This is a genomic window from Frigoribacterium sp. CFBP 13707, from assembly GCF_014842245.1.
GTDB lineage: Bacteria > Actinomycetota > Actinomycetes > Actinomycetales > Microbacteriaceae > Frigoribacterium > Frigoribacterium endophyticum.
Genome location: NZ_JACYVL010000016.1, coordinates 1 through 17,368 on the forward strand (window position 1 = coordinate 1; position 17,368 = coordinate 17,368).

The 17,368-nt window shown below is 66.6% G+C and carries 21 protein-coding genes; 11 read left to right on the forward strand and 10 right to left on the reverse strand.

Going from position 1 to position 17,368, the window contains the following annotated elements; translation table 11 throughout:
- Nucleotides 1-475: 475 nt before the first annotated feature.
- Entirely contained in the window at nt 476-898 is a 423-nt protein-coding gene (locus IFT45_RS15510) for a hypothetical protein (protein ID WP_192129246.1), read from the forward strand.
- Nucleotides 899-925: 27 nt separating this feature from the next.
- On the opposite strand, the gene IFT45_RS15515 is transcribed toward IFT45_RS15510, so the two are convergent.
- On the reverse strand, nt 926-1,915 hold the full coding sequence (locus IFT45_RS15515) for an endonuclease/exonuclease/phosphatase family protein (RefSeq protein WP_192129247.1): 990 nt from the start codon (nt 1,913-1,915) through the stop codon (nt 926-928).
- A gap of 259 nt (nt 1,916-2,174) precedes the next feature.
- Here IFT45_RS15515 and IFT45_RS15520 point away from each other — a divergent pair, with 259 nt between their 5' ends.
- Complete coding sequence (locus tag IFT45_RS15520; protein ID WP_192129249.1) at nt 2,175-2,792, forward strand: recombinase family protein; 618 nt, start codon at nt 2,175-2,177, stop codon at nt 2,790-2,792.
- Nucleotides 2,789-3,322, forward strand: coding sequence for a hypothetical protein (locus tag IFT45_RS15525; RefSeq protein WP_192129251.1), 534 nt, complete (start codon nt 2,789-2,791; stop codon nt 3,320-3,322). The genes IFT45_RS15520 and IFT45_RS15525 overlap by 4 nt, the downstream gene beginning before the upstream one ends.
- A gap of 41 nt (nt 3,323-3,363) precedes the next feature.
- Here IFT45_RS15525 and IFT45_RS15530 read toward each other — a convergent pair whose 3' ends face one another.
- From IFT45_RS15530 to IFT45_RS15555, 6 genes are all read right to left on the reverse strand, one after another.
- On the reverse strand, nt 3,364-4,191 hold the full coding sequence (locus tag IFT45_RS15530) for a hypothetical protein (RefSeq protein ID WP_192129253.1): 828 nt from the start codon (nt 4,189-4,191) through the stop codon (nt 3,364-3,366).
- 15 nt (nt 4,192-4,206) lie between these two features.
- Nucleotides 4,207-4,431, reverse strand: coding sequence for a hypothetical protein (locus IFT45_RS15535; RefSeq protein ID WP_192129255.1), 225 nt, complete (start codon nt 4,429-4,431; stop codon nt 4,207-4,209).
- Nucleotides 4,432-4,520: 89 nt separating this feature from the next.
- Complete coding sequence (locus IFT45_RS15540) at nt 4,521-4,892, reverse strand: hypothetical protein (RefSeq protein WP_192129257.1); 372 nt, start codon at nt 4,890-4,892, stop codon at nt 4,521-4,523.
- Nucleotides 4,889-5,695 carry a ParA family protein gene (locus tag IFT45_RS15545; RefSeq protein ID WP_192129259.1) on the reverse strand — a complete coding sequence of 269 codons (807 nt, stop codon included), beginning with the start codon at nt 5,693-5,695 and terminating at the stop codon, nt 4,889-4,891. Before IFT45_RS15545 ends, IFT45_RS15540 begins: the two co-directional genes overlap by 4 nt.
- A 355-nt stretch (nt 5,696-6,050) precedes the next feature.
- The gene (locus IFT45_RS15550) at nt 6,051-6,899 is read right to left on the reverse strand and encodes a hypothetical protein (RefSeq protein WP_192129261.1); all 849 of its coding nucleotides are present in this window, start codon (nt 6,897-6,899) and stop codon (nt 6,051-6,053) included.
- Nucleotides 6,900-7,227: 328 nt separating this feature from the next.
- Nucleotides 7,228-7,464, reverse strand: coding sequence for a hypothetical protein (locus IFT45_RS15555; RefSeq protein ID WP_244638059.1), 237 nt, complete (start codon nt 7,462-7,464; stop codon nt 7,228-7,230).
- A gap of 144 nt (nt 7,465-7,608) precedes the next feature.
- On the opposite strand from IFT45_RS15555, the gene IFT45_RS15560 reads away from it, so the two are divergent.
- The gene (locus IFT45_RS15560; protein ID WP_192129263.1) at nt 7,609-7,929 is read left to right on the forward strand and encodes a hypothetical protein; all 321 of its coding nucleotides are present in this window, start codon (nt 7,609-7,611) and stop codon (nt 7,927-7,929) included.
- A 63-nt stretch (nt 7,930-7,992) separates the two neighbouring features.
- Here IFT45_RS15560 and IFT45_RS15565 read toward each other — a convergent pair whose 3' ends face one another.
- From IFT45_RS15565 to IFT45_RS15575, 3 genes are all read right to left on the reverse strand, one after another.
- The gene (locus tag IFT45_RS15565) at nt 7,993-8,703 is read right to left on the reverse strand and encodes a hypothetical protein (protein ID WP_192129266.1); all 711 of its coding nucleotides are present in this window, start codon (nt 8,701-8,703) and stop codon (nt 7,993-7,995) included.
- A gap of 1 nt (nt 8,704) precedes the next feature.
- Nucleotides 8,705-9,439, reverse strand: a complete 735-nt coding sequence (locus IFT45_RS15570; RefSeq protein WP_192129268.1) for a hypothetical protein — start codon at nt 9,437-9,439, stop codon at nt 8,705-8,707.
- Between the two features lie 118 nt (nt 9,440-9,557).
- The gene (locus tag IFT45_RS15575; protein WP_192129269.1) at nt 9,558-9,869 is read right to left on the reverse strand and encodes a helix-turn-helix transcriptional regulator; all 312 of its coding nucleotides are present in this window, start codon (nt 9,867-9,869) and stop codon (nt 9,558-9,560) included.
- A 138-nt stretch (nt 9,870-10,007) separates the two neighbouring features.
- On the opposite strand from IFT45_RS15575, the gene IFT45_RS15580 reads away from it, so the two are divergent.
- The 7 genes from IFT45_RS15580 to IFT45_RS15610 all read left to right on the forward strand — a co-directional run bounded on the left by IFT45_RS15580 (nt 10,008) and on the right by IFT45_RS15610 (nt 17,368).
- Nucleotides 10,008-11,309, forward strand: a complete 1,302-nt coding sequence (locus tag IFT45_RS15580) for a cobalamin biosynthesis protein CobQ (protein WP_192129271.1) — start codon at nt 10,008-10,010, stop codon at nt 11,307-11,309.
- 1 nt (nt 11,310) lies between these two features.
- Nucleotides 11,311-12,033, forward strand: coding sequence for a hypothetical protein (locus IFT45_RS15585; protein WP_192129273.1), 723 nt, complete (start codon nt 11,311-11,313; stop codon nt 12,031-12,033).
- Nucleotides 12,030-12,326: a TrbC/VirB2 family protein gene (locus tag IFT45_RS15590; protein ID WP_192129275.1), complete on the forward strand. Its 297-nt coding sequence runs from the start codon at nt 12,030-12,032 to the stop codon at nt 12,324-12,326. The genes IFT45_RS15585 and IFT45_RS15590 overlap by 4 nt, the downstream gene beginning before the upstream one ends.
- Before the next feature lie 16 nt (nt 12,327-12,342).
- Nucleotides 12,343-13,071 carry a hypothetical protein gene (locus IFT45_RS15595; RefSeq protein ID WP_192129277.1) on the forward strand — a complete coding sequence of 243 codons (729 nt, stop codon included), beginning with the start codon at nt 12,343-12,345 and terminating at the stop codon, nt 13,069-13,071.
- On the forward strand, nt 13,064-14,317 hold the full coding sequence (locus IFT45_RS15600) for a hypothetical protein (RefSeq protein WP_192129279.1): 1,254 nt from the start codon (nt 13,064-13,066) through the stop codon (nt 14,315-14,317). The genes IFT45_RS15595 and IFT45_RS15600 overlap by 8 nt, the downstream gene beginning before the upstream one ends.
- Before the next feature lie 64 nt (nt 14,318-14,381).
- Nucleotides 14,382-15,821: an SCO6880 family protein gene (locus IFT45_RS15605; protein ID WP_371811056.1), complete on the forward strand. Its 1,440-nt coding sequence runs from the start codon at nt 14,382-14,384 to the stop codon at nt 15,819-15,821.
- Nucleotides 15,822-15,838: 17 nt separating this feature from the next.
- Nucleotides 15,839-17,368 (forward strand): ATP-binding protein, encoded by a 1,530-nt coding sequence (locus tag IFT45_RS15610; RefSeq protein WP_192129283.1) that lies wholly within the window; start codon nt 15,839-15,841, stop codon nt 17,366-17,368.

A 17,368-nucleotide genomic window follows, 5' to 3' on the forward strand; every position in this document is an offset into this window, starting at 1 on the left:
GACGACTGTAGCGTTTAGACCCCCGTCACCGGGCATTTTTGCGGGACAGGTATACGCGAATCCACAGGCCAGGCGCCACTTGACCCCAGTCGGCCAAACACGGACGCGGATAGTGTCCCGATGAACGACCGTCTAACGGGCGCCCGGTCTACAAGCTTCATAGAAACCCGCACCAGTTCACAACCTCGTTTTAAACCGGTCGCCGGACATCCGGACTACCAGCAAACGCCCCTCCACGGGTTCTAGCTCGAGCGTGAGCCTAGGGGCCGAATTTGCGGACACGGATAGCAACCGGAGCTACGCCTTGTTCTCGCGGTCTCGAAAAGCTAGGCGTGTCACGAAAGCGGGTGAGGAGAGAAACCACCCTTAAGCAGGGGGACCTGTCGATTGATTTATTCGCCTATTCCCGAATATGTTGATCCCGCTCAGATTCACACCGAACTCTGAGGTAGTCCATTTGAGCTAGGGGAACCGCATGTCATTCAAGAAGAAGCTGGGGGCCGTTGCCCTCCTGTCAGCCATCATGACGGGTGTCGCCGTGTCCCCGGCTCTGGCAGCGGAAGGGTCCTTCAGCTCTTCCGTGACCCAGGTGCGAGCCGGCTTCACGAGCCGCGAGTGGAGCGACCGCAACGCGACTGCTGACGCCACGATCGTAACCCTGGGTGCCTGCAAGACGAACTCCGGAGGCGGTACCCCGTCAGCCAACAACCTGAGCAGTGTCGAGGTCGCGCTCATCAAGAACGGCAGCATCATCGGGTCCAAGAAGCAGGCCTGTGGTTCCTACTCCTTCGCCCGTCCGGGCGCTGGAACCTACAAGTTCGCCATCGTCGCCGTCAACGGCTCCGGCGGCACGCAGTCTCGTGAGTTCCTGAACGCCAACGTGTTCGTCTCGTACTGATCGTCAGTTCGGCGAGAAGGGCGTCTCCTATTGGGAGGCGCCCTTTTGCACGCGCACAAGGATGGGCCGGTGGTCTGAGCCTTGGCCCTCGTAGCCGGTCACAACTGAGAACGACGCCGTATGCCAGTCGCTGCCGGTCATTACCCGATCAATTTGAGCCCCGAGGAAAGTGGGCAGCGAGGCCGGCCAGGTGCCCGTCTGCGTTTGTCCTAGAGACGAGGCGCCGTCGCTGCAGGCCCCCAGCATGCCTCCACTGAGGTTTTCCTTCGTCGCGTTGAAGTCACCAATAGCGACCACGTTCGGATCTGAACATTGCGATGCGACCCAGTTCAAGTGTTCGTTCCAGAGTCCCGCGCTCCACAGACGAGCGTGTTCAGCGTGCGTGACAACGAGCTTGGGGCTGTGCGTGTCCTGCGGGACAGCAACAAATCCCACCCACGGAGGGGCATCCTCGGTGCTTACGGAATACGCGCCCAAGCGGTTGCTGATGAGGACGCTCGATGTCGAGGCCTCGCGCGAAAGAATCTGGAATCCGTTGTCCGACGCCCACTCACCGAGTTGCGCATTCGCGACCGTGCCAAAGTACTCGGGCAGAACAACAATATCGGCCTCTGAGTCCACAGCCAGATTCTGAATGGCTGTTGAGGCGACATCGTCTTGACCCGTGTTCCAGGACAGCACCGTGATCCCATCCGACGATGTTTCGGCGGCGTTGGCCACGACCTCCCCTGCCCTCATGCCTCCGACAAATGGAACGGTCAGGAACAGGGCCGCGGCCGCCGCACTGACAGGGACCAGCAGCCGACGCCCACTCTTCCGACGTCGAGCCAGCCCAATGATTGCGAGAACGAGAAGGCCCACCACAGATAGCAGCAGCAGCAGCCGATTCATTGCGACGGCGTGCATGAGAGGCGCAGATCGAATGCCGGTGAAAAGAGTCGAAATAGCCGACAGCACCCCAATCACCGTGAAGAGAATTGCGGCAGCGGGATAGAGCCATCTGGTGTCTTTGAGCACACTCGAGGATATGAGAGAGGCCGCAATCGCGACGGTAGCCCTCGCGGAGCAGCTTCTACGCCGAGCACCACGAGAAGGCTTCGCCGAAGGAGCTGCCGCTGCCTGGGGCCGTTAAGAACGCTAGCTGAAGCCTCACCGGATCGGCTACCGAGACGGTCAACGGGCGACACCCCTCCCCCGAATTCCCGGGGCAGCAGGTGTCCCGTTTGACCAGTCCGAAATAGAGTCCGGTGACGGTGGCTCATGTGAGACTGCTCGCATGGCCTCCGCGACCCTCATTGGTTACGCCCGCGTCTCGACCAACGCCCAAGACCTCGCCGCGCAACGAGACGCCCTGACGGCGCTGGGGGTGCCAACGGAGCGCGTCTACAGCGACAGGGGTCACACCGGGACCACCCGGGAGCGCCCGGGCCTCAGGGAGGCGCTGGCAGCGTGCCGCGAGGGCGACACCCTCGTCGTGACGAAGCTCGACCGACTCGCCCGCTCGTTGCGAGACGCGACTGACATTGCTGCGGAGCTCACGCGCTGCGGTGTGCGACTGAATCTCGGCGGGTCGGTCTACGACCCGACCGACCCTGTCGGCCGGCTGCTGTTCAACGTGCTGGGGATGGTGGCGGAGTTCGAGTCTGACCTCATTCGGGCCCGGACTCGAGAAGGCATGGCCACGGCGAAGGTCCGAGGCAAGCTGACCGGACGGAAGCCCAAGCTCTCGCCCGCGCAGGAGCGTCACATGGTGGCGCTGCATCGCGCCGGCGACCACACGGTAGCCGAGCTCGTCGAGCTCTTCGGTGTTGGCCGCGCAACTGTCTACCGGGCCCTAGGCCGGCACCCCGCCACCGAGGGCGCCGCCATCACGCTCCCCCGGGTCAACGCGTGAGCGAGGAGCGCCCCCACAGGAGGCGCGACCGCGGCACGGACCTAAGCGACGGGCAGTTGATCGCGATGGGCGAGGTAGCTTTCTGGGCCGCCCGAGCAGAGCGAACGCTGGCACTCGTGGTCTCCGCCCTCGTTAACGAAGACTCGGAGGCCGGCGCGGTTGTCACCAACGGCATGAATTTCGGCCGCCTCCTCGACCTCGGAACACAGCTGGTGAGCCTGCGCCCGGTCAACGATCAGGTGCGCGACTTATTCACGCGCTACTCCGGGCCCTTGAAGGTCGCTATGGAAAGCCGGAACCACCTAATGCACGGCGAGTGGACGACGCCTCGTGAGGGCCCACCGGTCGCTACCCGCACCCGAGGGAAAAGGACTTTTGAGAGAGAGTTCCCCCTTGAAGCCGTCGAGAGCGTCGCGAACGATCTGGCGCTCATGTCGAACCGTTTCTCTGTCCTGTGGCTCGTCATCATCAAGGTGACGGATTACGAGGAGTGGTCTCCCCCAGAGTTCATAGACAACGGCACTAACTGAGCCAACGTATCCGTTGGATCAGTTAGTGCCGTTTATGCCCCTTACGCGCCCGCTTGGTCTGCCTCGGCATCCTCATGGTCGCTGCGCACTCTGACGCCCGGGATACTGCCCCACCCAACGCGAATGCACAGGCTCAGAGAAGCCAGAGAAGCTGCCGTGCCTGCATCGAGAAACCATGGGTCGCTCTTCACGGCCTCCAAGTCCGGCTGCACTTTTGAATCCGCAATGAAGATGATGGGTGCCTTGGCAACCGGGATCAGTGGGCCATGGAGAGGGTGCGATAGTCCCGTGAGGAACGTCACCGCGTCTGACCGCTCCTTGCTCGGGTCGGGCACGGTGCTCCGCGCCGCGGCTGGAGCGACCAGCTCGACTAGCTCACCCGCGGCCGGCCCTGCGGTCTCGGCGGCGCGCAGCATGAGGGCGGCGGCGGCAAGCACTCTTTGATCGGGGCTCACTGCTGGCGCGGCGCCGGCGCCATAGCTCTCCGCGAACCACTCAGATACGAGCGCCCATGAGTAGAGCGCCCAGCCGTCGCCAGACAAGGGTCCAGGGAAACCTCCCGGTCCACGCTTGCCGGTGGCAAGGAGTCTCACGCTCTCGTAGGAACGACCGGTGCGCTGGGCGACGGTCTTCAGGGAGACAAGGTCATCGTCCACAACGTCGACGACCCGGAAGCCGGCGCTGGCAGCGTCGCGCGCAACACTGACGATTGCGGCGCTCATCGACGCCGCTTCGCGGGCGACATTGAGAACGCCGCGACCGTCGCGGGTCTCCGGGGTGGTGTCGTCGAGTCCGGCGTCGAACAGGCGGTCGAAGTCGTCATCGGCGGGGGCACGGTCGAGAGCGACCGTGAACTCGAAAGTAGGCATCTGGCCCTCTCCTCTCTAGTGCTTTTCGGTGTGGGTCTTGGCGAACCTGGCGATCGCCGCGGCGTTGTTCTCGGGGACCTTCGGGGTCGACCAAACCGATACCGTGTCGCCGCAGACGTTGCACGTCACGACGCCCCAGCGATGGCCCTTGTGGACTTCCTCAGTGGTAAAAAGGTCGGCGTCTAGAGCCTTGATCGCCGCAGCGATGGGCTTCTTCGGGTGCCGTCCACTGCTGACCATGTAGCAATTCTACGGCCAATGTTGTGAGTTCACAACACTTGCGAATAAACGGCTCTAACTGATCTAACGGAGCAGTTAGATCCGTTGGCTCAGTTGCCGCCGGGAGGCCGGCCGGTGCGAATGTCACCGGCCGCGACGTAGGGCCAGGGCTCCCCGCCGTTGTGCTTGGCTTCGAGCTCTGCGACCAGCTTCATGACGGCGAACCGCTCGAACTGGGCCAGGGAGTTGTGGCCGTCCTCGGTAGCAAGGGTGTGGCGCCAGGCTGCTCGAATGCGGCCGGCCTCGTCCTCGGACGCGGCGAAAAAGCCCATTTTGGGGCGCTTACCCGACGGCTTGACCGGGGGAGCGGCGGGCGCCGGCGTCGGCTCGGGAACAGGGACAGGAGTCACCTCGGGCGCAGTGGCAGGGGCGATCGGGCTGCGGGCGCTGAGGCCGCTCTTCCGGCGCTGCGGGGCGGTCATCGCTTCGCCCCTGCGAGCGTCTGCATGTAGCCGTCAAAGATCGTTCCGAGGGCGCGTGAGTCGGCGTCTCCCTGGTCGAGGCCGCGGCTGAGCTCGGGGGCATCACCGATCACGGTGCGCTTGGGCACCAAGGGTCGGAGGACAGGGAACCCGCGTGCCTCTGCTGCTGACTCAATCTCGGGGAGCCAGTGCCGGCCTGTCCGGGTGCCCTCCTCGTGCTTGTTGACGATGACGCCTGCGATCGTCAAGGCGGGGTTGTAGAACTGCTGCACCTGGCCGATGGTGTCGAGCAGCTTGGCGAGGCCGCTGGCTGAGGCCATGCGGGACTCGGAGATGACGACGACGCTGTCGGCTGCGGTGAGGCCGTTCCCAGTCAGCTGGTCGAGGCTCGGCGGGCAGTCGATCAGTACGACGTCGTAGTCGTCGAGCACGTCAGCGAGGGCGAGTTTCAGGCGGCTCTCTCGGCCGGCGCCGGCGATGGTGAGTTCTTCGCGGACGCTGCCGAGAGCTTCACCCACGGTCGGGGCCATGTCGACGCCCTCCCAGATCGTCGGCAGGATGACGTCTCGGAGCTCGGTGTCGACAGTCCGACTGAGGACGTCAGCGAGGCCGGCGGTGTCCTCGGGCAGGGGCTCGCCGTCGTCAGTGGCGCTTAGGAAGCTCGTGAGGTTGCCTTGGGGGTCCAGGTCGACGACCAGCACTCGGAGGCCGGCCCGGGAGCCGGCTCGAGCGAGGTGGTACGTGCAGGTGGTCTTGCCGACACCGCCTTTTTGGTTAGTCAGCGCGTACGTCGTGGCTGTCATCGGTCCTCCTAGATGGAAACGGCTCTAACGGATCAGTTACTAACGTATTCAACGGAGCCGTTAGAGTCAACGGCACCAACGGATCAGTTAGCGTCAACGACTCCAACTGCTCCGTTTCCCACTGCACACCTGCGCACTCACACCCACTTTCGTCCCGACCAGGCCCTCACTCGTCGACGTCCCAGCCGTTCCCGCTCGGATTCGAGAACGGCCAGCGATGTGCTCGGCGCTACCCATGGGGCATGGATCACGTCGGCTGACCCATCACGTGTTCTCCGGGTAGGGGTCGCGCAGCGACCTCTACCCGTGCTCCGAACGCCGCCTCCCGACGCCGACGCCCGGCCACTCGACGCGGTCACGCCCTGAGCGGATGCCAGAGCGCATAAGCGGTGGCGATCTTCATGCGGACGACCAGGTATGCCTCTGGGTCAGTGACGTCACCGGCGTCCTTGGGCGTCTGGTCGAGGCCCGCGTCGACGGCCTGCCAGATGTGTAGAAGGTCGGCGTAGCTGTACCGGTCGGCGTTGAAGCCGGATCGGTGCACGATCCGCTGCACGCGGAGCGTGGAGAGCTCGTTCGGTAGCCACGGAAGACTGCTCGCCAGCCGGGCGGCGAGGCGTTGCAGGGGGAGTGGTCGAGGCTGGTCGGCCCCGGGGACGAGTTTCGCCCGCTTCTGTCGTTGCTGTGCCCGCGGAGCGGGCTCCGAGTGCGGCTTGCCGCGGCTTGGATTGGAGTTAAGAGGGTGGGTGGTGGGGTTAAACCGTGAAGCGGTAGCTAGGTGCTCATTTAGAGCTGAATCATGGACTTCCGGCATGGTTAGGGCACGTACGGATGCGGCGCGCAGCTGCTGCCCGCCGTGCCGGGCGGTGGCTGCCAGACGCTCCACGCGGGTGAGGTAGCGGCCGGGCTCGACGGTGGCCAGACAGCCCAAGGCCTCCATGAGGGCTCTCGCGCGACGGGCGGTGATCTTGCTCATACCCACCATCCGGGCGAGGGTGTCGTGCGACGTTGTGATGCCTTGGCCGTCTCGGGCGCCAGCCATGGACGCTTCGGCCTCAGCGAACTTCATGAACGTCGACAGGCGGATCGAGACGCGCCGGCGGTGCGCGTCGCCGGCCGGCGTCATCACAACAGCCAAGAGCCGGTTGAGCCATGCGCGGCGCGACGTCGGCAGGCGGAGGCCCTTGTAGGCATCGTCGGGCACCGACAGTGGGTACGAACCCCCGGGGCGGGAGAACGCCTGTGAGGGCCGCGATGGGCGCCGTCGGCCGGCATGGTGGGACCGCTCGGGACGTGTCGGTCGTTCTGGGGACACGGGGTGCCCAGACACGCCGGGAACATGGGGGTGCGCAAGCGCAGACGTGCGAGTTATGATGGCTCCGTTCCACTCATCCCCCGATGGGAGGTACGCGAAAGGTCCGGCCCTGAGAAGCCGGTTCTTTACCAAGGAGCTCGAAACCTGTTCGGTCGCCAAACAGAGTCAGGTTCGAGCCAAGAGCTTTAGGCCCTCGCAAACGCGGGGGCCTTTCTCGTTAATCCGTGTTGATAGGCAGCTCCCCGCTACGGTCCTTCTCCGGCATCCACGAGGGGATGCCCTGAGCGGTCAGCTCGGCTTTCGTGTGCTCGGCCATTGCCTCGATGAACACGGAAGCGGAGACGCCGGCTGAGGCAGCCATGCTGGCGATCAGGTCGCGGGACTCCCGCTCGATCTTCCAGCCAGGCGTAACCGGGTCGATCATCGATCCCCGGGGCCGGCGTGCGTCTGACATGGACACAACCCTAGGGCTGTATCCATCCTTAACGCCCCCGCGCCACGCCGAGTGCCGACGATGACTTCGGAGTCAGTAAGTGACACGCCATCATGGATGAGGGGCGGTGCTTGCCGATCCTCAACTAAGGATTGGAGACGCATCTTGTTCCTGACCATGCAGAGGGCCCATGGCTCGTACGGCTACCCATTGGATGAGTTCCTCGACGTCAACTTCGATCACGTTCGCTTCGTCAAGCTGCTCTCGCCAATCTCCCAGGAGACGGAGGGGCAGCCCGAAAGCGTGTGGCGCGTAAAGCTCACCTTCTCTGACGGCCAGACGGACGCCTACGTCCTCGCCCCGAAGGCGACGAGCGAGGACAGGGTCTACACCGAGCTGAACAGCCTGCGAAGCAAATTCGGCAGTAAGGCGTCTGGGCTGTCCGCAGAGGTTCCCTTGCCTGCCATTACAGACCCTGCGAGCTAATCGCACTTACATCATGAGGGCCGAGGTGAAATGACCTCGGCCCTCATTTCATCTGTCGCTCCGCTACCTGAGCATCCGGCTTGCCGCGCGCTGGCGGCCGATGCGGGCGAAGAACGCTGTAGCGAGGCCTAGTGCGACGAAGATCGCGGCCACGCCGCTGACGACCTGGCCGACGTAGTACGTCGCCGGCAGAAGCAATGTCACGAGCCCGAGGGCGAAGCGCACGGCAGCGAGGAGGAAGCCGACGAACAGGAAGCGCGACGTCGCTTTGGTCGCGCCCTGAGACGAGCTGAGGCCCTTACGGACGTGGGGGAGCAGCAACGCCGCGATGTAGGCCGGATAGGCCGTCGCCAGGGTCGAGTAGAGCCGGACGAGCGGACTCGAGAGATTGTCCGCGAGGTCGGGGGCTGAGCTGGTGGTGTGCACCACGGCGAAGATGACGACCTCCGCGACGAACACTCCGAGGAACACGAGGGCGCCGGGCAGGCCTGAGATACGGCGCTGCGTGTGAGGTGCCTTCCATGCCCGAGCGACCTGGGTTCCGGCGAGCAGTAGGCCGGTGAACAGAGCGAGCTTGGCGAGCAGGTCGACCAGGTTCGGAATGGGGGAGAAGCGGTCGAGGGAGGCGTAGAGCTCCGGGGTGATGAGCGCGAACGCGAGCACGATCGCGGCCGCAGAGGACGCGATGAGCATGTTCCGGCCACGGATCGCGCTGGGGAGCCGGGTGAGGGCGAGAGCAGCGAGCACTACGGCGATGAGGTATCCGGTCAGCATGTCAGCCCAGCGTTTCTTCGATTCGGCGCGCTTCGGCGCTGTCTGCTGCGAGGCGTCGGGCCCCGCGTTGTGCGGCCGCGAGACGCGCCTGCACTAGGTCGTTGAGGGCGACGGCCGACAGGTGCGTCAGCGCGTGCGCGCGTGCACCGTCTGGCCAGCCGGCCTCTTGAAGCGTAATGACGCCGCCTACGGCCAGGCCACTCGTGAGAGACGTGCTCGCAATGCGAGCGGCCTCGACCAGGTGGCGCGGCCGCATCTTGTTAGCGGTGATCTGCGCCGACAGGTTCGGGGGAGCGATGCCGAGGCGTTCTGCGAGGTCACGGCGAATATGGCCGGGGTCCACGGCGTCGATCCACGTTCTGAGCCCGTCCGGCTGGGGCGGGTCCTCCCAGACGTGCACCGCGGCGATCGCGTCGCCGTAGGTGGCTTTCCGGCGGCGAAGCAGCTCGACCGAGGCGTCTGTGAGCGTCACCTGCGACAGGATCTCAACCGGCAACGGCGGACGCATTTCGCGGTGCAGCTCGTCGTACTCGTCGAAGCTCGACAAGGCGACGACGGGCTCGACTCCGACCGCGCGCGCGGCGGCAATGACGGTCGTCTCTCGGACGCGGCCGCGGAGGAGCTGCGCCTGCACGGTCGTGCGGTTCAGGCCGATCATGCGCGCCAGCGGGAGGGCACCCGAGGGCAGGTCGACGGCGCCCGCCCACTGCTTGAAAGCGGCGGCCCCTACAGACACGGGCGCTCCTTTCCTGGGCGATAGACCGGGGTACCTGTCCGTGGTCCCTTTAGGGGACCACTGCACAGTGTGAATCAGGTGTCCTAGGAATTATGTATCGTTGGCACCGGGATGGGGGTCATGTCAGGTGTTTAGCCAGGGTGTCTCGGAGTCCATGGATCGCTTCGCGGTCTGCGGACCAGTAGATGATCGGGCCACGGCCGCGGGGGTGCGTAGCGCGCCGCTCGTGGATCATGCCGGCCTCGGTGAGGGCAGCCAGGTGGTAGCCCACAGCGCTCCGAGTGAGGCCCAGTGCGTCCATGACGTCCTTGGCCGTGACGTCGCCGCCGTCCATGACGACGCGGAGGGTCCGCAGTCGAGCAGGCGTGGCCGCGATCGTCGCGCACGCCTCTTCGAGGCGATCGGCGTCGGCGGCGGAAAGGTTGGACACGCCTCTAGCTTACGGACTCTTATTTGCTAGACTTTAAGAAATAACAAGACTTGATAGAGCAACCGTCGAACTAGAACACGAACCAATGAGGGGGCCACGATGTGGCACGACTTTAAGAGCAGCGAAGTAGACAATTCTGTGACGCTCGACGGCCGGCTCATCGTCCCGACGGAGGGCGTGAGTGCGTACGGCGCTGCGATGGCTGCCCTCGCGGAGAGCGCCCGTCAGGAAGAGTTCCCGGCGCTGGTCCGGAGCACGGGCAGCGGGGGAGTGACCTGGTTCACCGTCACCGAGGCTGGTGTCGTGGCGGCTGTGCAGGCCCCTGAGGACGCGGACGCCGGCGACCAGGCGCCGGCCGATGCTGAGCACACTCCTGCCGCGCCCGCGCCCGCTGCGGAGCCGGTGCGGCGTAAGAGCGCACCGACAAGCGTGCCGACGCAGCAGGCGGCTCCTAAGGGCGCACCTGAGCCGATGCCGACCCGGCGCCGGCCCACCGCGGCCGACTACGCCTCCACGGTGGCGGAGCCAACTCCGAGCCCGGCCCGCGAGGAGTGGCAGGGCGTCGTCAACTCCTTGACCGGGGGAGCGTTCCGGGTGAAGCCCGGCGCGGCGGAGCTCCAGCGCCGCCGTGACCGCGCCCGGGTTCAGCGCGGCCTGTCGGGTCACAAGACGGTCGTGTTCGTGAACCTCAAAGGTGGCGCGACCAAGACGACGTCGACGTACCTCGTGGGCGCGACCCTCGGCCGCGTTCGGGGCGGGAACATGCTCGCCTGGGACAACAACGAGAACCAGGGGACGCTAGGCGACCTCTCCATGGCGGCGTCGCACGACCACACCGCCCGCGACCTCCTGGAGAACATCGAGCGCTTCGCGATCCCGTCGAACTCGCCCGAACTCACCAACTACGTCCGCCCTCAGGGCGAGAACCGCTTCCACGTCCTGTCGTCGCAGAACAAGGCCTCGAACCAGGAGGCCATCGACGGCAACGACTTCGTGCAGCTGCACGGGATGCTGCGGCAGTTTTACCACCTGATCCTCGTCGACACGGGCAACGCGGCGACGGCCAGCACGTGGCAGGCGGCAGTGGAGATTGCCGACGAAATCGTGCTCGTGGCGCTGAACAAGCGCGACTCTACGAAGAAGCTCGCGGCGACCGTCGACATTCTCGTGGCGCAGGGGTTGGGCGACAAGCTCGCCCGCGGTGTGCTGCTGCTGACCGAGGCTGCGGCGCCTCAGGGCAAGAACACTGAGCAGTTCCGCAAGGCCGAGGAGAACCGCGTCGAGGCGCTGGAGCACTTCGGCCACTACGTGCGCGAAATTGTGCAGATTCCCTACGACGGGGGCCTCTCGGACGGCCTACAGGTCGTGTTCGAGGATCTTCGCCCGGCCACGCAGCAGGCGTACCTGGCTGCCACGGCCGCGATCGTCGACGGGCTCTGACATGGCGACCGTCGTCCAGCTGAACGGCCCCATGTGGGCCGTCGACGGGCACATTCTCGAAGTGCCGGCAGGCGTCACCGCCGGCCAGTTCCTCTCCGAGTACCTGGCAACTCAGGCGCCTGCCGAGGGCGAAGAGCCGGTCGTGGTGACGGTGCAGGGCGTCGGCCGCGAGATGTTCGGGCTGATCGTCAACCCCGACGGTTCCGTGACGACAGACACGCTCTCCGACCCCGAAGCTCTCGGCTGGCTCCGCCCGGCACGTGAGGTGCGGGCGTCGGAGCTCGACGAGGACGCCGAGCCCGCCGAGGTGCTGGCCGAGGTGCTGGCCGAGGTGCCGGCGGGGGAGTGGAACGTGTACGGCGTACACCCCGGCGCCGGCGCCACCACGTGGGCGGGGCTCCTCAACGCTGTCGAGCTCTCAGACCCCGAGCAGTACCCGGGACGCCTGTTGGTCGTGGCGCGCACCACGCTCCGCGGGGTGCAGGAGGCCAAGACCCTGACCCGCCGTGCAGGCGTCGTGCTCATGGTCGCGGACGCCCCCGGCAAGTTCCCCGTCGACGTTCGTCGCGGCATCAAGGTGCTCTCCGGCGCCGCCCCCATCGTGACCGTGCCGTGGCTCCCGCCGCTGCGCGGAGCCCTCACGGTCCCCGAATCCCCGGCCCTGGCTAAAGCCACCGCCAAGATCGCCGCGGCTATCCGCGACAACTGGAAGGACACACCATGATCGACCTCCTTGACGTCGCGACAACGACGCTGGCCCAGGGCACCCCGTACTGCCTCCCCGACCAGGCTTCCAACGCTCTCGCCACGGCGAAGTTCTGGACCCAGCTGGTCGCGATCGCCCTCGCGGTCGTCGCCGTGATCATGATCGGCATCGGCATGTTCTTCTCGTCCCGTCGCGGTGACGGCGGAGAGATGTTGAAGGGCCTCGGCTGGTGGATTGGCGGAGTCGTCCTCATCGCCGGCGCCGCGCAGATGGTGGCCGTGTTCATCACGCCCCCGACCAACTGCATCTAAGCGTCAGGAGGACGCCGTGAAGAACACCACCCGTAAGTCACGAATCACGCTGTGGGCGTCGGCCGGTGTCCTGCTCCTGGCCGTCGTCGCCGCCCTCGTCATCTTCCTGGTGCCGGCCGGGGACTCCTCGCCCGACAGCAACGGGACGGCCGCTCCGCGACCGTCCTCGAGCTCTGAGCCGGCGCCGGCCGCCAATGAGATCGGCTGCGAGGCCGAGCCCAGCGACGACCGCGACGTCCCCGACGACCTTCGCTGGGAGACCATCGACGGCATCTCGTGGCCGGTGTCCGACACCGTCGGCCCGACCACGACCGAAGACGGCTTCCCCGCGTGCTTCGAGCACTCTCCCCGGGGAGCGGCACTGGCCGCAGTGACCACCACGTACGCCCAGCTGGACCACTCTGTGCTCGACGTCGCTGAGTTCTACCTTGCCGAGTCGCCCGGTCGGGACGCGGCTCTGAGCAAGATCGACGACGACACACCCGCGACCTTGAAGTCAGACCTGGTCGACAACGGCATGACCCTCGTCGGGTACGAGGTCGAGTCGTACGACGGTGACCGCGCGGCCGTCCGTCTCATCCTTCGTGTCCCGGGGAGCTCCACCGGGTTCCGCGGCATTCCGCAGCCCATGGAGTGGGTCGACGGGGATTGGAAGCTGAGGCCGCTCGACGACGGCTCCACGGGCCTGCCGTCGAACCCGACCAGCGGCAGCTTCACCTACTGGACGGCCACGGGCAATGGGTGAGGACGAGTCCTGCGGCGGCATCGCCGGCGCCGTCTCGTGCGGGATCAGCAACGTGGCCGACGGGCAGATTGAGCGGTTCGCTCAGAAGCTCCTAGAGGGCGCTAACGAGATGTTTAACGGCTTCTTTACGTCGTGGGTCACGTCGGACCTCGATGGGATCGTCGGCGGCTCCACGGCTGACTGGTTCGGCACGATCGCTCTCCCGATCCAAGCGTTCCTGCTTGGACTCGGACTCATGGTGGCCGGCGTCCGCATGGCCCTCTCGGGTCGTGGCGAGGCCGCCGCGGACGCCGCCCGGCGCTTCTTCCGCGCCATCCTCGTGGCCGTTGCTGGGGTCGCGTTCTTCGGCATCATGCAGACCGGGTCGAGCGCTCTCGCCGCGTCGATTCTCGATGCCGCGACCGGCGGCCAGCCCCCGAACCTGCTGCTCGACGCGGCGACGTTCAGCGGCAACGCCGCCATGGCGCTCCTGTTCGGGCTCTTCGGTGCGATCGCCACCGGCATTCAGTGGATCATCATGATTTTCCGCGCCGTGGCCATCTCGGTCCTGCTGCCGTTCTGGCCCATCACCGCCGCCGGCGCGATGTTCCAGAAGCAGGAGGGCATGTTCGAGAAGACCACGGGGTGGCTCTTGGCCTTTCTGCTGTACTCGCCCGTGGCCGCGGCCCTCTACGGGCTCGCAATCCGGTTCCGTGACGGCCGAGACGGCCTCCAGGGAGCCATGGTCGGGATGGCGATTTTCGCCCTCGCGATCTTCGCGCTGCCGGCGCTCATGCGCCTGGTGGTACCTCTGACGTCCGCGATCGGTAGCGCCAGCGCCGGCGCCATGATGATGGGCGGCGTCAAGTCCGCCGTTCTCGTGGGCGCGGCGACCGGCTCCGCGATCGTGACCGCGGGCGCGTCCGCGCCAGCGTCTGCTGCTGCCGCCTCCGGGAGCGGTGCTGCGGCGGCGTCCGGTAGCGGTGCAGCTGCTGCCTCGGGTAGCGGCGTCTCTGGCACTACAGGGGCCGCCGGCGCCGGCACCTCTGGCGCGACCGGCTCGGCCGGCGCCACGGGTGAGGCCGGCAGCACCGGCGCCGCCGGTGGGTCCGGGGTCGAGGGCGGCACCGGCTCCGGTGCAGCTTCCGGGAGCTCGGGGTCTTCGGGCTCGTCGGGCTCGTCCAAATCGGGCTGGGACTCGATGCGTGATCTAGCGAATGCGGCCCCCAGCGGGAGCCGTGGAGTGGGAGAGATGATCGATGAGTAACCAGGGACCTCAGAGGGTGATGTTCGGCACCTGGCTGCCGACGAGCCGGATGCGGCTGGGGCCGCTGACCCTCCCCGGGTGGGGCGTCCTCGTGGTCGCCATGCTCGCCATGGTCGTCTCGCTCACGCGAGGCGCCCTCGGCGTCGGCCTGTTGTTTGTGCTCGGGGCTCTGCTCTTCGAGCTCCTGTTCGTCGTGCGCTTTGGCGGAGAGTCCACCGGGCGCACGATCGCCCAGCGAGTTTCCGCGATCGCGTCGGGCGCCGCGCGGGCCGAGCGCGGAGCGACGCAGTTTAACTCGGGGTTGTTCTCCATGCTCCCCTCCAACGGGCTGACGTCGCTTCCCGGGCACCTGGGGAACCTGCGGGAAATCGACGGGGAGGACGGCTTCGGCCGGCCCTTCACGCTGCTGCACGACCCCGTGAAGAAGACCCTCACGGCGGTCCTCGCGTGCAACCCCGACGGCACGGACATGCAGACCCAGAACACCGTCGACGCCGCGGTGGCGCACTACGGCGGCTGGATCAAGTCGCTGTCCTCGGACCCCGCCCTCGCGGGTTCCACGGTCGTTGTCGACTCCTCGCTCCGCGATAAGGGGCCTTTGGTCGAGCGGATCGTGTCAGACCTCGACCCCGACGCCCCCGACATTGCCCGCCGGCACGTCTTCGAGGCCGGCGACCAGCTGCCCCGGCAGTACTCCGAGGTCAGCACGTGGGTGACGATGACGTGGCTGATCGAGTCCCTGGCCATCTCGACCGAGGACGCCGTGGCCGAGGTCGCCGCCAAACTCTCCTTCCAGGTCGACGCGCTGCACAGCGCCGGCGGCGGCTCCGTGTCCGTGGCCACGAGCCGCGTCCTCGCGGAGGCCGTGCGGGTCGCCTACAACCCCGAGCGGTCGGCTGAGTTCGCCAGCGACGCCCTCCGCGGGCAGACCTCGGGCCTGCGGGTGACTGAGGCCGGACCTGACTTCTTCAACGACGAGCGCCGCCGCGTGTGCTTCCACGACGGGGTCGCCTCGATGACGGCGCTCATCCTCGAACCGCCGAAACTGCACATCAACGAATCGACCCTCGCTCCGCTCTTCGGCCCGGCGCCCCGGTTCCTCCGCAAGCGCGTTGCCCTGTTCTACCGGCCCGTGTCGCCGGCGAAGGCCGTTCAACTCGTGCAGAACCTCAACGGCAGGGTCAGGACCGTGGCGACCTCAAGGGCCCGCGAGACGGCCGAGGACCGCAGCCTTGTGACGAAGGCCGTCAAGCTCGAACAGGAAGTGACGGACGGCGCCAGCGTCACCCGGTTCTCGATGGCCGTCACGGTCACGTTCGAGGCCGACGAGCGCCCATACCGGGAAGCGGAGCTCGCGTTGAAGCAGCTTCTCGGCCAGAGCTCGCTGTCGTACCGGTTCTGCGACTTCGACACCGCCGCGGCGTTCCACAGCACCCTTCCCCTCGGCATCCTTCCGTGGATGTACGAGACACCGACCGAGCACGTGATGGGACTGGTTTCCTAATGCTTCGACCTGCCTGGATGCGCACCAAACCCCGCACCCTCGTTCCCACCGGCTACGTCGGGCCCGGCGGCGGCCAGTGGAGCCGAGTCCCCGCAGGGTCGCTCTGGTACGCCTCGTCGGTGCAAGCGAACGGGCTCTATCCGTTCACCGCCGGCACCGCCCGGCCCGTGTCGGGCGCCCCGTGCGGGATCGACCTGCACACCGGGACAGCCGTGGCCCTTGACCACCACGCCTTCTACCAGGAGGGCGTCATCTCCTCGCCGTCCATGTTCCTCTTCGGGATCAACGGGGTAGGGAAGTCGTCGACGGCGCAGACGATGACTCTCGGCATGATGGGCCGCGGAATGATCCCGGCAGTGTTCAACCCCCTGAAAAGCGGGGAACACACGCCCCTCGTCGAGGAGGCCGGCGGGTCCGTCTTCGAGTTCGGGCCCAACGCCCGGCACCAACTGAACCTGCTCTCTCAGGGCCCCCTCGGGCAGGCCGCGCGCCGGATCGGCGGCCCGGTCGGAGAAGAGCTCCGCGACCTCGCCATGTGGAAGGTCACCAAGCAAGCCCAGCTCGCGCTTCGCGTGAACCGGAAGAAGCCGCTCTCGGACATCGAAGACGCCCTCGTGGAGGGCCTGGTGAAGGGGATTCTTCGGGCGAACCCGACACCCGTCACCCGTGACCTCGACCTCGCGTTCTCCGAGCCGTCGGCCGACATACTCGCCCTCGCGCGCGTCGACTCTTCCGAGGAGTTCCGCACCGAGTTCCGGGACCTCGGCCGCTCCATCACGGCGCTGCTTTCCGGTGACATTGGGCGCCTGCTCGGCGGCACGGAGTCGATCGAGATTGACCCCGGCAACCGGGGCGGCTTCTGCTTTGACACGTCCTCGATCCCGTCACAGGCGACGGAGCTCATGTCCACGGCCATGCTCATGTCGTGGTCGCTCGGCATGGACTCGATCGACGCCCACTGGGAGATTGCGAAGGCCGAGGCCCAGAAGGCGGCCGACGCTGCCGCCGAGGGCGACGTGTACGTGCCGGCCGTGAAGTGGTCCGGCTACACGACCCTCATGGACGAGTTCTGGTACCCCATCCGATCCACGCCCGGGATCGTCGACCACGTCGACGCGCTCTCTCGGTCGAACCGCTCCAAGGGCACCGCGGAGATGAAGGTCACCCACTCCCCGAAGGACATGCTCTCGCTCAAAGACCCTGAGGACCGCGAGAAAGCGCGCGGCCTGGCTGAGCGCTCCGGCCTGCTCGGGCTCATGGCGTTGACCCAGGAGGACGTGGAAGAGCTCGCGAAGATCAAGCCACTGACGGACAAGGAAATCAAGATGGTCGTGGGCTTCAACGCCGCGTCCAGCTGGGGCACCGGCCCCGGCGCGGGCGACGCTAGCTCGGCGCCCCCCGGCGCCGGCAAAGTGCTGTTCAAGGTCGAGGGCCGCCCCGGGGTCGCCGTGAAGATGATCCAGACGCCCACTCAGAAGAACTTCCACATCACCGACGAGCGGTTCCGCGCGCAGCGCCGAACCGTCACCGACCGGCAGGTGGTGTGA